This is a genomic window from Exiguobacterium sp. s80, from assembly GCF_018618725.1.
Lineage (GTDB): Bacteria > Bacillota > Bacilli > Exiguobacteriales > Exiguobacteriaceae > Exiguobacterium_A > Exiguobacterium_A oxidotolerans.
This window is the reverse complement of sequence record NZ_JACSMP010000001.1, coordinates 936,006-951,202: the sequence shown is the minus strand read 5'-3', so window position 1 is coordinate 951,202 and position 15,197 is coordinate 936,006. Positions and strand designations below refer to the sequence as shown.

The following is a 15,197-nucleotide window of genomic DNA, read 5'->3' as shown; positions in this document are numbered from 1 at the left end:
AGGATAAAAGAAAAGGGGTGGGTAATGACGTGAAACGTTTTGAAATCGGATTTGTCTGTGATTCTGGGTTAGTAGGAAGCGTCCTAGGAGCGAACGTGCTACGAAAGCGTCTGCGACAGGAGCAGTTGCAAGTCGATGTCCGGAGTTATCGTCTGAAGGATGTACCTACTGAAATACGTCTGATTGTCGGACCTGAGAAGATCGTCCGCCAAGTGACGTGGGTGACGGATTGTCGCGTATGCATCGTCAATCATCTATTGTCTGAAGCGGCTTACGATGAAGTGATCACTGTATTAAGAAAAGAGTTGATTGAGGGTGATTGAATTTTCGACACGAGAACGTGAAGTCTTATTTTATTTGTTGACAAAAACAGAGCCTGTTCAAGTCCAAGAAATCGCAGAAACGCTTGGAACGTCCGAACGGACCATTCAGCGCGAACGAGAACCGATTGCTCAAACAATTGCTTCTTTTCAGTTAGGACTGGATTATATTCGAGGAAGAGGATTAGTGATCGTTGGAGATGAAAGTGACAAACGGAAGCTCCGAGAGGCCTTGTTATTATCACATAAGTCACTACCTTCGACGGATGACCGGCAAGTTGAGCTCACTTATCGTCTCTTACAAGAACCGGGCATGATTAAATTACAGGCACTCGCACATGCGATGTACATCGCACCGAGTACGATCAGTCAAGATTTAGAGCGGATTGATGAATGGTTTCAACAATATGATTTAGAGCTGAAACGGAAGAAGGGAATCGGAGCCGAAGTCATCGGCGAAGAAATCAATAAGCGTCGTTTATTGCTTTCGCTTATTTTCACGCAATGGGATGTATTGTCCTTTTACCGGTTGCTTCAAGGGGATCTTAATCAATTACCCGATCTTTTGCATCCGGCGCGTAATCAGTGGGTCGAAGCAATCAATCAATCCTATGCAGTAATCGCTCCCGTAATAAAGCAACAGGAACTGAGCGACCGGTCAATTATGCGAGCCACACTTAGTTTAGCGCTCCAAGCGATGCGGATGGAAATGTTTCCAATGCGCTATGAATTGAAAACGTACCCGGTCGAAGTGCTTCAACGGGTCGATGTCATCGGACGACGTCTACCCTATGTGTTGACAGTTGCGGAGCGTCAATGGATTTCAGAAGAACTACGCAATTTTCAACAAGATCAACTAGACAGTTCCGAAGAATTGGTCATTCGATTGCGCGTCAAGCGATTGATTGAGGAAGTCTCTCTTTTATATGGAGAGCCGTTTACAGAAGACAGTGCCCTTGAGCGGGGACTCGTTTCCCATATCATGTCCTATACGCGACAAAACGTCATCAATCCGTCTTATGTCATCAAGCAGATTGAAAGGGAGTATCCACGGCTGTTCGATTCGGTTAAACAGGTGGCGCAAACCGTCTTTTCGGATCAAGCGTTTGCTGATCATGATTTAGCATTTTGGGTGATGCATTTTGGAGCGGTATTGAGTAGACCTGTCGTAAAAGTTCCGTATCGCGTTCTGGTCGTTTGTTCAGCAGGACTTGGCTCTTCCAAATTATTAATGAACCGGTTGCGACAAGAATTTTTAGAACTTGATCAAATCGAAAATTCTTCCTTGTTCGGGATTGATCGTTTGAATTTAACTGATTACGACTTTGTATTATCGACGGTTCCGTTGCCGGATATCAGTCAACCACATTTACTCGTCAACCCCTTACTTCCGCAAGATGAAGTCGATCGCGTCAGAAAACTGCTTGTCTCGCTTCCGAAATCATTTAAACAACCCGCCCGAAAAGAGGTACAGGGGTGGTTAGATTTAAAACGATTAGAACAACTTGTGAAAACGGCACGTGAATTGACAGAACTTTTTTCGATTGAGTCGATTGCTTCACAGTCAGAAGGCCTAGAAGAGCTGCTTCTTGAAGTAAGTAATGTGATGGTTATAAAAGATATCGCGCATTCAGCGGTCCAGCTGTCGACACAATTGTTGCGGCGGCATGAAATGTCAGGTCTTGGAATTCCGGGAACACGGCTCGCATTATTCCATGGACGTGACAGTTCAATCAAACAGGGTGCCTTTTTAATTTTCGAGCTGAATCAAGCTATCGATTTGCTCGGAATGGATCAAGTCATCCATCCGGTTGAGCGGATTTTAGTACTTGTCGCGCCCGAACAAGCACCGGATGAACTTCTTCAATTGCTGAGTTCAATCAGTGGTGCAATCATTGAAAGTGAAGAACGGACGACTCAGTTTGAATATGGCGATGAACAACAATTGGACAACGTCCTCAATGAAACGTTCCGCAAAGTCATTGAACGGGAGTTGAACGTTACGGAAGTTTGATGTGATGAATGAATCGAATAGACAATGAAAAATGGAATTCGTCATGAGACGAATTCCATTTTTCATTGTCTGCCATACTATCTTTTTTACTTGTCCAACTACCTTGCCAAAACGCGAACTAGGTAAGATTGAGTAAGCGTTTGCAATCAATATACAATAAACATGTAGCAAAGAACGGCTAATTGAATTTATTGAAAATGGAGGCTATAGAGATGGCAACTGCAACTAAAGGAATCCGTGGATTACGGGTACAAGTACAACGATTCGGGAGTTTTTTAAGTGGGATGGTCATGCCGAATATCGGTGCATTCATCGCTTGGGGAATCATTACAGCACTATTCATTCCAACCGGTTGGGCTCCAAACGCAAGTTTAGCGGAGTTGGTAGGTCCGACAATCACGTATCTCTTACCGCTCTTAATTGGTTTTACTGGTGGTAAATTAATGCATGACGTTCGAGGGGGTGTCGTCGGGGCGCTCGCAACGATGGGTGTCATCGTCGGGACGGAAATTCCGATGTTCCTTGGAGCAATGATCATGGGGCCTCTCGGTGGATTCGTCATCAAGAAATTTGATCATTTCATCGAAGGAAAAGTGAAACCAGGTTTAGAAATGCTCGTTAACAACTTCTCTGTCGGCATCATCGGTGGTTTGTTGATGATTGGAGGATTTGAAATCTTCGGTCCGATCATGACTGGGTTGGATGATGTCATGGCGGCGGCAGTTGGTGCAATCGTCAGCGCACAATTATTACCACTTGCGAGTCTCTTCATCGAACCCGCAAAAATCTTATTTTTAAATAACGCCATTAACCACGGAATTTTAAGTCCACTTGGTCTCGATCAAGTCAGTGAAGCAGGAAAATCCGTTTTGTTCTTACTTGAAGCGAATCCGGGTCCAGGGCTTGGATTATTACTCGCATACTCAGTCTTTGGTTCAGGTGCAGCGAAAAAAACAGCGCCAGGTGCTGCATTCATCCAGTTCATCGGTGGGATTCATGAAATTTACTTCCCGTACGTACTAATGAAGCCAGTTCTTCTTCTCGGTATGATCGCGGGTGGAATGAGTGGGATTTTGACATTTGTTATATTTGATGTCGGTCTTGTCGCTCCGGCTTCACCAGGTAGTATCATCGCTGTTCTTGCGATGGCAGCACGTGGATCATATGTCGGCTTGATTGCGGGTGTTCTCATCTCTGCAACGGTAACGTTCGTAATTTCTGCTGTCTTACTCAAAACGAGCAAAGCGAAGGAAACGTCACTTGAAGAAGCAACGGCGAATGTCGGTGCAATGAAAGGTAAGAGTTCAATCACGTCATCACTTGTCGCAGCAGATTCTAAAAAATCACTCGCTGAAGTCGAACACATTATCTTTGCGTGTGATGCTGGAATGGGTTCGAGTGCGATGGGAGCTTCCGTTCTCCGGAATAAGATCAACAAGGCTGGCTTGCCGATTAAGGTGACGAACACGTCAATCAGTAACCTGCCAGCAGACGCAGAGTTCGTCATTACGCACCAAGATTTGACGGAACGTGCAGTCGAACAAGTTCCAGATGCAGAACATCGCTCGGTCGAAAACTTCTTGAATGCTGCCTATTACGATCAGCTCGTTCAAGAAATTGAAAAGGCACGCAATAAAATTTCTTAAAAATTAGAGGGGGATTTACAATGGCGACAGCAATGAAACTAACAGAAGATATGATTTTACTCGATCAGCAATTCGATTCAGAAGAAGCGGCAATTCGTGCGGCGGGGAAACTCCTCGTCGATCACGGTTTTGTTCGCCCGGCCTATGTGGACTCGATGTTAGCACGAAACGAAATGTCGAGTGTATATATCGGAAATCATGTGGCGATTCCACACGGTACGGAAGAAGCAAAAAGTGAAGTCGAAAAATCAGGATTATCGATTCTTCAAGTCCCGGGCGGTGTAACGTTCGGTACTGAACCAGCAAAATTAATCATTGGGATTGCTGGTGTCGGTGATGAGCATTTGGAGATTTTGTCAAATATCGCAGTAATTTGCTCAGATGAAGACAATGTCGAGCAGTTGATTCAAGCGAAAACGAAGCAAGAAATCATCGAACTGTTATCGATGGAGGTGTAAAAATGAAAGCCGTTCATTTTGGAGCAGGTAATATTGGACGTGGCTTCATCGGATTACAACTTGTGAAGTCAAACTACGAAGTTTGTTTTGTTGACGTCAACACGACCGTGGTAGACGAGTTAAAGTCTCGAGGCACATATGAAGTCGGCTATGCAGCTGAAGGAATGGCAAATGAGACCGTGACTGGTGTTACGGCACTCAATAGTATGACGGAAGCAAACGATGTCATCGCAGCAATTGCAGACGCAGAAATTGTCACGACGGCTGTCGGACCAGCACTGCTTTCGAAAATTGCACCCCTGATTGCTAAAGGGTTAAAAAAACGAACAAAAAATCACCCCATTTATGTCGTCGCTTGTGAAAACATGATTGGTGGATCGACACACTTACAAACAGAAGTGGCGCGTCATACGACGTTAACTGAAGCTACAAGTTATTTTCCAAATGCAGCGGTCGACCGTATCGTACCGCTTCAGCGTCATGAAGATCCGTTGTATGTTGAAGTCGAACCATTTTTTGAATGGGTGATTGAAACGAAACGATTGCCGGCAGATTATCCAGTTTTAGAAGGCGTAACATATGTCGAGGAAATTACACCATTCATCGAACGAAAGCTGTTCACTGTCAACACAGGTCATGCACTCACATCGTATCTAGGTGCATTATTCGAAAATGAAACGATTGCCCAAAGCCTGCAAGATCATCGTGTCCGACGTGGGGTCCAGGCGGCTCTTTACGAAACAGGATGGTTGTTACTAGAAAAATACGGGTTTGACGCGAAAGAGCATAGTGCTTATATCCAAAAGAATATTCAACGGTTCGAAAATCCGCGGATTCATGACGAAATCGTTCGTGTTGCCCGTTCGCCAATCCGTAAACTCAGTCCGAATGATCGCCTTGTCAAACCAGCGCGCGAATTGATGGAGCGTGGCATCGAAGCGAACGGACTAGCACTCGGAATCGCAGCGGCCTTAACGTATTTTGACCCGAATGATTCGGAATCTGTTGAATTGAAAACATTTATCGAAACAAAGGGGATCGAAGAGACTTTAGTGACGTATCTTGGCCTTCAGCCGAATGAGCGTCTCGGTCAATTAATCATCAGCCAATATAATCAAATCAATGATTCAATCAATTCGCTTGCTTAAGTAGTTAGGGAAGGGTAAAGAAATCTGGCGTGCATCACTGAGGATGCACGCCAGATTTCTTTTTAATGATGTCTATTCCTAACATAAATGAACTAGAATTTGTATACGAGATTTGGAATATTCGAAAACGAATATTATTTCCATCAAATAGATTGTACGCTATAGAAACGGAACCTGTCTGTTTCGATTTTTACTATAAGAAGGTGGAAACATGCTGAATTATAAAGTGAACGTCTATATGATCAATGGTTCTCGACCAAAGAATGGGAAATCAGGTAGTTTTAAAAACTTGATTTATACGAGTCAGTTTCTTTCCTACACACCTGTCGACTTATTGCATCAATTGATTTTAAATCGATTGATGATTGAACAAGATAAAAATACAGGATTGATGTATACACTTGAAGTCAATACCGTGATTGATCAATATGTCGTCGATGTCCGTGTTTATGCAGAAAAGACGGTTGATCCGCAAATCGAGCGTGATTTGATTGAAATCATTGAACGTGAAGAAGTCAGACACATCCCATCCCTTGAAATCGGAAAACCAGACTTTGCGGAATTCGCGCATCTCGTTCTTCATGTTAAAGAGTCAAGTTTACGGTTTACCCAAGACCGTGTACAAAGCATCTTCGACGAGTCTGGCGTTCGTGGAAGAATCATTCTTCAAAAGGAACGGATCGATAGCCATGAACCTTCGCATTCAATCCAATTGTTGATCGGTGGTTCGGAAAAAAGTTTATATAGTTTATCGCAGTACCAACTCGATCCGTTGTTCCGGAAATATGGTCTCGTGATTCAATCATTGAATTTATTGCCGTTTGACTTATTTTCGATTCGGGAAAAAGTAGCGATGTTATCTTCAGCAGACGAATCACGACTATGGATTGATGATATCACGACTTCTAAGAATGGCAGAAGCCATCAAATTTGTTTTCATGATGGGCAGGAATGCATGACCGTCATCTGTGATTATCGTGGGTCGATTCGTTCGTACAAGTGTTCATAAACGGCAACTAAACGTTTAAGATACCTCTGATTCGGCTAAAACATAATTAGAGCAGAATAGAGAATTGGAGATGATGAACATGTTGTCAGCGAAACAAATCGAGGAATTCAAAGAACGTCTACTTAAGGAAAAAGATAAAACGGAATCGAACATCGAGAACCGTGAAACAGATTACGACGAAGGCGCACTTTCAAGTTATGATAATCATCCTGGAGATTCAGGTGACGAATTATTCTTACGGGAACGGGATCAAGCGATCACGGATTTAGAAACAGACATGTTATCTGACGTCGATCTTGCCCTAAAAGCAATCGAAGAAGGCACGTACGGAATCTGTAAGGTATGTGGAAAAGAAATCGAGCTAGAGCGTCTCGATATCATTCCTGAAACACTCTTATGCATTGATGATGCGAAAGAAGAAGCTGAAAAAAATAGCTTGAATGAGCAACAACGTCCGGTCGAAGAGGATGTACTCGATCCATCTGTTACAGCGACGGGAAAAGATATTGATGGAGATACGGATGGCTTTAGTAAAGTCAGTGACTTCGGAAACTCAGACTCGCCGTCAGATAATGAAGATGGCATCGACACGACGCGTTCATAAGAGGTTGATTAAGAGATGCAAGACAGGGGGCGATAATCGTTTCCTGTCTTGCATTTTTTCAATCAAAAAAGTTAACGGAAAATTTTGACTTTTCATACTTATTTGTTAGTATGTACATGAGGGGTTTTTTACGGGGGACCAAAATGAAAGCGCATACAAAAACTTCTCGGATTGACCATTTTATTTGAGGGAGGAAAACAGTCATGATTTACGAGATTCCAAACACACAAGGGTCAAAAGTACAGTACAGAGATCGTTATGAAAATTTCATCAACGGGAAATGGACGGCACCCGTCAATGGAGAATATTTTGATGACATCACACCGGTCACCGGGAAGGTATTATGCCAAGTCGCGCGTTCGACAAAAGAAGATATCGAATTAGCACTCGATGCCGCACACGCAGCCAAAGAGGCGTGGGGAAAAACATCGGTCACGGAACGGTCGAACATCTTAAATAAAATCGCCAATCGGATGGAAGAAAATTTAGAACTTTTAGCCTACGCCGAGACGCTAGAAAACGGGAAAGCCGTCCGCGAGACGTTAAACGCAGATTTACCACTGGCGATTGATCATTTCCGTTATTTCGCCGGTGTCATCCGGGCGCAAGAAGGATCTGTCGGGGAACTTGATAACGATACCGTCGCCTATCATTTTCATGAGCCGCTCGGCGTCGTCGGTCAAATCATTCCGTGGAACTTCCCGATTCTGATGGCAGTCTGGAAACTAGCACCGGCATTAGCTGCCGGAAACTGTGTCGTCTTAAAACCGGCAGAACAGACACCGGCAAGTATTTTACTCTTGACTGAAATGATTGAAGACTTGCTCCCGGCAGGCGTCTTGAATATCGTCAACGGGTTTGGTTTAGAGGCAGGGAAACCACTTGCGTCGAGCAAACGGATTGCGAAAATCGCCTTCACGGGTGAAACGACGACAGGTCGCTTAATCATGCAGTATGCGTCACAAAACATTATTCCCGTCACACTTGAATTAGGTGGAAAATCTCCGAACATCTTCTTTGAAGATATTATGGACGCCGATGACGCCTTTTTCGATAAAGCAATCGAAGGGTTACTAATGTTTGCCTTGAATCAAGGGGAAGTCTGTACCTGTCCATCGCGGGCGTTGATTCAGGAGTCGATTTATGAACCGTTCATGGAGCGGGTACTTGAACGCGTCAAAGCAATCAAACTCGGAAATCCACTTGACGGCGACGTCATGATGGGTGCACAAGCATCGAATGAACAAATGGAAAAAATTCTATCTTATCTAGAAATCGGTAAATCAGAAGGCGCAGAATGCCTGATTGGTGGAGAACGCAATCAGATGGACGGCGATCTTGCGGACGGTTTCTACATCCAGCCGACGATCTTTAAAGGGCACAACAAGATGCGGATTTTCCAAGAAGAAATTTTTGGACCGGTTCTGTCCGTCACGACGTTCAAAACGGATGACGAAGCGCTTGAGATTGCGAACGATACGTTATATGGTCTCGGTGCCGGTGTATGGACGCGCGACATGAACCGTGCCTATCGCTTCGGACGGGCGATTGAAGCAGGACGTGTCTGGACGAACTGTTACCATCAGTACCCTGCCCATGCGGCATTCGGCGGTTACAAGATGTCCGGGATTGGTCGAGAAAATCATAAAATGATGCTCAATCATTACCAGCGGACGAAAAACCTTCTCGTCAGCTATAGCCCGAACAAACTCGGTTTCTTCTAAGCGAAGAAAGGAAGTGTCCGTATGGTTGAACGTGTCCTTGCTACAGCGGCGACGCTCGAGTTGATTGACAAGTTACGAGCAAAGCATGGACCCCTCATCTTTCATCAATCCGGGGGGTGTTGTGATGGCAGTTCACCGATGTGCTTTGCGGAAGGGGATTTATTTCTCGCAGATCACGATTTATTGATTGGGACGATTGGCGGCTGTCCATTTTATATTCATGAAGATCAGTATACGTATTGGAAACACACGCAACTCCTCATCGATGTTGTCGATGGGCGCGGTGGCATGTTTTCGCTTGAAGGGGTCGAAGGGAAACGTTTTCTGACCCGATCCCGTGCCTTTACGGATGAAGAGTACGCTACACTTCAGACTGACACTAGATGACCCCCTTTAAAACATCTGAAATTGCTTCGCGTGAGAGATGTCACCGAAGCAGTTTTAGGTGTTTTTTCATTTGCTGTGTCACGGGAACGCTAGCACGAAATTTGGTTTCTCTATGCGAAGAGCGGTATAATAAGAGCAACATTTTTTAAAAGGAGGTCTTGTTGATGGTTGAGTTTACACGATTGACGTCCATTGATGCCGTGCAGTCCTGGTATTCGGTTCAGGGTGCTAGTTTTTTATACGTCTCAAGCCCGAATTGTTCCGTCTGTGAATCCTTGTTCCCACAAATCGAACCCATCATGTTGGAACACCCAGAAATTCGATCGGCGCGTGTCGATGTATCGGACGTTCCCGAAATTGCAGGAGCGTTATCCATTTTCACCGCCCCTGTCTTACTTTTGTTTTTAGACGGAAAAGAGATGCACCGCGAGGCACGAATCGTCCCAATCGAACGATTCCGTCGACGTGTGGAGCAGATTGGTGAATTTGTAAAATCAGAAATCATCATTTAGAAAATTAATCGTTAATTGAAGGAGGAAGAAGATGAGGTATCCATTTTTCGGCTGGACAGGGCAAACGATTGGTATAACAGCATTATCTTCCGGCTTACCTGATGCGCTCCATCCTTTACTCGAAGAATCCAAGTTACGTTTAGAGGATCGGCAGATGGAGACGATGATTGGTGATACGGTTTGGACACAAAAGAAAGCACAGAGTACAACAGCATCGGTTCGGGCATCTGAATTGATGCAAATGTTCCAAAACCCAAATATCGATGCGATCCTGCCGCCGTTTGGTGGCGAACGTGCCCTGGATATATTACCGCATCTAGACTTTTATGAGCTGCCGGTGAAATGGTTACTCGGATATTCAGATACGAGTACGGTCTTGTTCGCAATTACCGTAAAAACGGGGATTGCGACAGCACATGGTCCGAACGTGCTTGAGTTGAGAAGTGAAGAATGGGACGAGACGACAGCTGCTTGGCGTCGCGTGCTTGCAACACCGCGTGATGGTTCCGTGACCCAGTGGATGTCGACAAGGTTTCAGACAGCCTGGAATCACAACGTGCGCCCTGAGCGCTTTATGTTCCATTTCGATCAACCGACGGAATGGAAAACCCTGAATCCATCCATCACTCAGGTGACGGGTCGACTTCTCGGAGGATGCCTCGAAACCGTCCGTCATTTAATCGGTACGCCTTATGGCGATGTCCGTGCATTTCAAGAACAACAACTCGGGGGTGAACCGATTCTTTGGTACTTCGAAGCCTGTGAAGCCAGCGCGACTGATCTTCACCGTTCCTTGATGCAGATGCATCTTGCCGGCTGGTTTGATAACGCAACTGGTATTTTGTTTGGTCGAACAAGCGCAGGGCAGGCAATCGAAGATTATGCATTATTGGATGTCTACCAAATGATTGCAACAGAGACAGGACTGCCGATTTTTTATGATTTAGACATCGGTCATCAGCCGCCCCAATTGACACTCGTCAACGGTGCGACGGCAACAGTGACGCTTCAAGGAAAAGATTCACGGCTTGATATGACATTCAACTAAGGAGATTTCATATGGCGACACGACATTTTCAATCGCTTGGTGCATATAAGCGAATCTACATCAATCCGGAAACACGCCGGATGACGTTACCAGAACCTTTTTATGATGCACTCGGACTGACGGATGAAGTAATGATTGCGCAAGTCGGACAAGTCCTCGTCATGCGCAATCCAGACGAGATGGTCGAGATGGAGACCGAATTATTAGCGCAAATCGTTGAAGAAGGATTTGCGGGGCAAGAGCTCATTCGCGAATTCGCTTACCGGAAGGCGCAGCATGAACAACGGTTGCGCCAGCACATATTACAAGATGATCATCCAGAGTCGTCAGCTCAACTAGAAATCGAACTATAACAACAAGGAGTGAGGACCGGATGCGAACAGGTACAAAAATTGGTTTAGGCGTGATTGGTTCAGGGATGCTTGCAGCAAGCTATTACTTTTACGAAATGGCGATCGCAACGAATCCGAAACCCTTCTTGACGAACAACCGTGATTTAAGTGATGAGATGGTCCGATTGATGCAACCGGGTCAGACATGGATTAAGGAACAACCGTTAGAACTCGTCGCGACGCAAGCACATGATGGATTAACCCTTCGCGCACATTACTTACCGCCACTCGTTGCGTCCGATCGAGTCGTCATTCTCGTACATGGTTACGGTGGTGTCGGAACGGACTTAGCAGGATTCGCCTATCTGTATCATCAAGCGGGTTTTCATGTGTTGATGCCGGACAATCGTGGTCACGGAAAAAGTGACGGAAATTACATCGGTTTCGGTTGGCATGACCGGCAAGACTGTCTGCGCTGGATCGACTATTTAGTCGGACGTGTTGGAACGGATTCTTCCATCTTTTTACATGGTGTATCGATGGGGGGGGCGACGGTTTTGATGACGAGCGGAGAAACATTACCTGCTCAAGTCAAAGGCATCATCTCCGACTGTGCTTATACATCAGTCAACGCAGTCCTCGCCTATCAGATGAAACGGATGTATCGTTTGCCGCACTTTCCGTTCCTTGCGATGACGAGTTTATTGACGAAATTAAAGGCTGGTTACTTCTTCAGTGAAGCTTCCGCACTAAAACAAGTCAAAAAGGCGGCGGTACCGATCTTATTCATTCATGGGGATGCAGATACGTTCGTTCCGACATCGATGGTCTATGAACTGTATGATGCTTGCCAAACGAAGAAGGAACTCGTCGTCATTCCGAATGCGGCACATGCAATGGCTTATTTTGAAGCACCCGATCGATACGATGAAGTCGTCGAGGCATTTGTTCGGCGCGTATTGTCAGCATGACAAATGAAAGTGTATGAAGCGGAAGGAATGGATTGACAAAAATCAGTCCATTTCGTATTCTACAATCATATAAGTCATGTCGTCGTGGCGGAATCGGTAGACGCGCTAGACTCAGAATCTAGTGGTGGCAACACTGTGGAGGTTCAAGTCCTCTCGGCGGCATTTCCATAAGTTGAAGACCTGTTAGTAGGTCACAGACTATAGACAAACTAGATGGAAGGTCACTTGCATGTGATTTTCCATCTTTTTTTGTTCTCTCTTTCCTTCCTAAGCGTCTTCCTGTGGCAAACATCGCGCCGCTACAGCGAAGCTGCAGGGTCGCTCCTGTTTGCTTTCCGCTAGGAAGCAGTTAGATCGAAAATCGCGACTTTTTTAGTTTTCTTTCAGATAATTCAGTTTTTTTACCAAAACATGTTTCAAAGGGACCATTATTAAGGAAAATATCCTAATAGAGGGCCGTGCCTTCAAAAGAAGGGGGTAAAAAGGATGAATAAACGTTTTTCTATCTTATTTTTATTGATGGGATGTCTGTTCGTATTAAGTGCGTGTAGCATCGGTTCAAATGATGATTCATCGTCAGAGGACAAAACGTACAAAGTCGGGATCGACGTCACCTATCCACCATTCGAGTACAAGGACGGGGATACGTACAAAGGAATCGATATCGATTTGATTCAAGCGATTGCAGACGACCAAAACTTCAAGATTGAATTTGAAGCGATGGACTTTAGCGGAATCATTCCTGCTCTGCAGGCGGATCAACTCGACATCGCGATTGCCGGGATGAGTATCACACCGGAACGTGAAAAAGTCGTTACCTTCTCTGACCCATATTTTGAAGCCGGACTGATTCTTGTCGTCAAAGACAACAATGATGACATCAAGTCGGTTGATGATTTAAAAGGGGAACGCGTGGCAGTTAAAAAAGGGACGACGGGGGCAAAGTATGCAACGGATAACGCGGATAAGCTAGGCATTAAAGTTACACAATTCAATGATAGTCCAGCGATGTTCCAGGAAGTCAAAAATGGGAATGCAGCAGCCTTGATTGAAGACTATCCAGTCATCTCGTATGCCAACAAACAACAAAACCTTGGTCTGAAACTCGTGGGAGATCGTTTAAATGGAGATAATTACGGGATTGCCGTCCTTAAAGGGGAAAACGAAGACTTGATGAAAAAAATCAATACAGGTTTAGCGAATTTAAAAGACAGTGGCGAGTACGACGAAATCGTTGATCGTTATTTAAAATAATCACCCGATTGAGTGAATGATAAGGGAGTTGAGCTGCTGATGGAAGTAGCAAAAGCTGCATTTCCGTTTTTCTTAGATGGGTTACAAGTTACCTTATATATCTTTATCATCGCCGTCATCGCAGGATTCTTGATTGGTCTCATCGTTGCCTTGATGCGCTTGTCTCCATTAAAACTTTTAAATGGGATTGCGATCGTTTATATCGATGTGATTCGTGGGACACCGTTCATCGTTCAACTGTTCTTCATTTATTTTGGTTTGAACTCACTCGAATGGTTATCGATGGACCGGATGTACGCGGGGATTTTGACGGTCGCGATCAATGCAGGGGCCTATTTTGCAGAAATCATCCGGGCCGGCATCCAGTCGATTGACAAAGGTCAAACCGAAGCCGCACGATCGCTCGGGATGACGGGCCGTCAAACGATGGTCCAAATCATTTTACCGCAAGCTTTTCGGAGAATGTTGCCGACCATTACGAACCAATCGATCATTAGTTTAAAGGATACTTCGTTGCTCTCGATTATCGGCATCGCCGATTTGACGCAACAAGGACAAGTCCAGCAAGCGACGACGTTTGAACCGTTCATCGTCTGGTCCGTCGTCGGCTTAATGTATTTCGTCATCATCTATCTGCTGTCGATGTTAGCGAAATTCTTGGAACGGAGGTTTACGCTACGATGAGTATCATTCAAGTAGATAACTTAAAAAAGTCATTCGGAAAAAATGAAGTCCTAAAGGATATCTCCGTTGAAGTAGAAGAGAAAGAAGTCGTTTGCGTCATTGGGCCATCTGGTTCCGGGAAAAGTACGTTTCTTCGTTGTCTGAATCGTCTGGAAGACATTACAGGTGGGACAGTCATCATCGATAAGCACAATATCACGGACCCGAAAGTCGACATCAATAAAGTCCGAGAAGAAGTCGGGATGGTCTTTCAACACTTTAATCTCTTTCCGCATAAGACGGTTTTAGATAATGTCATGCTCGCACCGATTAAAGTCCGTAAAACGGAAAAGGGACAAGCAAAGGAACGTGCGCTTGCATTACTTGATAAGGTAGGGCTCCGCGAAAAAGCGGACAACTATCCTGGTGAACTCTCGGGAGGTCAGAAACAACGGGTCGCGATTGCCCGTGCACTCGCGATGAATCCGAAAATCATGTTGTTCGACGAACCGACATCGGCACTTGATCCGGAGATGGTCGGGGATGTCCTTGAAGTCATGAAACAATTGGCGATCGAAGGGATGACGATGATTGTCGTGACACATGAAATGAGCTTCGCCCGTGAGGTCGGGGATCGCGTACTCTTTATGGACGGCGGCTATATCGTCGAAGAGAATGTTCCGAGTGAACTGTTTGATTCTCCGCAACATGAACGGACCCAATCTTTTTTAAGTAAAGTCTTATGAATACAGAACACAAGTGTCTCTAACGGGGATACTTGTGTTCTTTGTCATGGGATAAAAAAGAAATGCTTGTATCATAAATTACTGAAGGTGACATCATAAGAAAAACTTATACATTTACCACAGAGAAATTGGGAATTCGAAACGCACTGAGGGCTCAGAAGTAGTAAGATAATAACTAAGGCAAACACTTTGGTTTGAACTACCTCCACCTACGCTATGCTAAGAGGTGAAAGATTCCTGAGTTATCCGACCTATCGGTCGAAACTTTATCAGGCTAACCCCGTCGTCCCGACGGTTGAGAGTTAATCTTGTCAGTTTCTTTTACGCAGATGCCTACTTTGCTTGGTTTTCGCTACTTCGG

16 protein-coding genes and 1 tRNA gene are annotated in these 15,197 nt (G+C 44.9%); all 17 read left to right on the top strand.

Translation table 11 applies throughout. From position 1 onward, the window contains the following. Window positions 1-29 precede the first annotated feature (29 nt). The gene (locus tag KNP94_RS05070) at window positions 30-323 is read left to right on the top strand and encodes a PTS sugar transporter subunit IIB (RefSeq protein ID WP_214891938.1); all 294 of its coding nucleotides are present in this window, start codon (window positions 30-32) and stop codon (window positions 321-323) included. Beyond that, window positions 316-2,334: a BglG family transcription antiterminator gene (locus KNP94_RS05065; RefSeq protein ID WP_215115377.1), complete on the top strand. Its 2,019-nt coding sequence runs from the start codon at window positions 316-318 to the stop codon at window positions 2,332-2,334. The genes KNP94_RS05070 and KNP94_RS05065 overlap by 8 nt, the downstream gene beginning before the upstream one ends. 212 nt (window positions 2,335-2,546) lie before the next feature. Next, window positions 2,547-3,980, top strand: coding sequence for a PTS mannitol transporter subunit IIBC (locus KNP94_RS05060; RefSeq protein WP_088837261.1), 1,434 nt, complete (start codon window positions 2,547-2,549; stop codon window positions 3,978-3,980). A 20-nt stretch (window positions 3,981-4,000) separates the two neighbouring features. Continuing rightward, window positions 4,001-4,438 carry a PTS mannitol transporter subunit IIA gene (locus KNP94_RS05055; protein WP_088837260.1) on the top strand — a complete coding sequence of 146 codons (438 nt, stop codon included), beginning with the start codon at window positions 4,001-4,003 and terminating at the stop codon, window positions 4,436-4,438. Between the two features lie 2 nt (window positions 4,439-4,440). Continuing rightward, a complete protein-coding gene (locus tag KNP94_RS05050; protein ID WP_214891929.1) occupies window positions 4,441-5,586 on the top strand; it encodes a mannitol-1-phosphate 5-dehydrogenase in 1,146 nt (381 codons plus the stop codon). Window positions 5,587-5,797: 211 nt separating this feature from the next. Then, a complete protein-coding gene (locus KNP94_RS05045; protein WP_029330473.1) occupies window positions 5,798-6,595 on the top strand; it encodes a hypothetical protein in 798 nt (265 codons plus the stop codon). Window positions 6,596-6,674: 79 nt separating this feature from the next. Next, a complete protein-coding gene (locus tag KNP94_RS05040; protein ID WP_029330472.1) occupies window positions 6,675-7,199 on the top strand; it encodes a TraR/DksA C4-type zinc finger protein in 525 nt (174 codons plus the stop codon). 203 nt (window positions 7,200-7,402) lie between these two features. Then, window positions 7,403-8,923 carry an aldehyde dehydrogenase gene (gene adh / locus KNP94_RS05035; protein WP_215115376.1) on the top strand — a complete coding sequence of 507 codons (1,521 nt, stop codon included), beginning with the start codon at window positions 7,403-7,405 and terminating at the stop codon, window positions 8,921-8,923. A gap of 21 nt (window positions 8,924-8,944) precedes the next feature. Further along, window positions 8,945-9,310 carry a DUF779 domain-containing protein gene (locus tag KNP94_RS05030; RefSeq protein WP_029330465.1) on the top strand — a complete coding sequence of 122 codons (366 nt, stop codon included), beginning with the start codon at window positions 8,945-8,947 and terminating at the stop codon, window positions 9,308-9,310. Window positions 9,311-9,474: 164 nt separating this feature from the next. After that, complete coding sequence (locus tag KNP94_RS05025) at window positions 9,475-9,822, top strand: thioredoxin family protein (RefSeq protein WP_215115375.1); 348 nt, start codon at window positions 9,475-9,477, stop codon at window positions 9,820-9,822. 31 nt (window positions 9,823-9,853) lie between these two features. After that, the gene (locus tag KNP94_RS05020; RefSeq protein ID WP_215115374.1) at window positions 9,854-10,870 is read left to right on the top strand and encodes a S66 family peptidase; all 1,017 of its coding nucleotides are present in this window, start codon (window positions 9,854-9,856) and stop codon (window positions 10,868-10,870) included. Window positions 10,871-10,881: 11 nt separating this feature from the next. Then, entirely contained in the window at window positions 10,882-11,223 is a 342-nt protein-coding gene (locus KNP94_RS05015; protein ID WP_214845102.1) for a hypothetical protein, read from the top strand. A 20-nt stretch (window positions 11,224-11,243) separates the two neighbouring features. After that, the gene (locus tag KNP94_RS05010) at window positions 11,244-12,173 is read left to right on the top strand and encodes an alpha/beta hydrolase (protein ID WP_215115373.1); all 930 of its coding nucleotides are present in this window, start codon (window positions 11,244-11,246) and stop codon (window positions 12,171-12,173) included. A 78-nt stretch (window positions 12,174-12,251) separates the two neighbouring features. Continuing rightward, window positions 12,252-12,335 (top strand) — tRNA-Leu (locus tag KNP94_RS05005). Window positions 12,336-12,659: 324 nt separating this feature from the next. Continuing rightward, complete coding sequence (locus KNP94_RS05000; protein WP_088837250.1) at window positions 12,660-13,427, top strand: transporter substrate-binding domain-containing protein; 768 nt, start codon at window positions 12,660-12,662, stop codon at window positions 13,425-13,427. Window positions 13,428-13,466: 39 nt separating this feature from the next. Beyond that, window positions 13,467-14,111: an amino acid ABC transporter permease gene (locus KNP94_RS04995; protein ID WP_088837249.1), complete on the top strand. Its 645-nt coding sequence runs from the start codon at window positions 13,467-13,469 to the stop codon at window positions 14,109-14,111. Continuing rightward, window positions 14,108-14,836, top strand: a complete 729-nt coding sequence (locus KNP94_RS04990) for an amino acid ABC transporter ATP-binding protein (protein WP_251132570.1) — start codon at window positions 14,108-14,110, stop codon at window positions 14,834-14,836. The genes KNP94_RS04995 and KNP94_RS04990 overlap by 4 nt, the downstream gene beginning before the upstream one ends. Window positions 14,837-15,197: the final 361 nt, after the last annotated feature.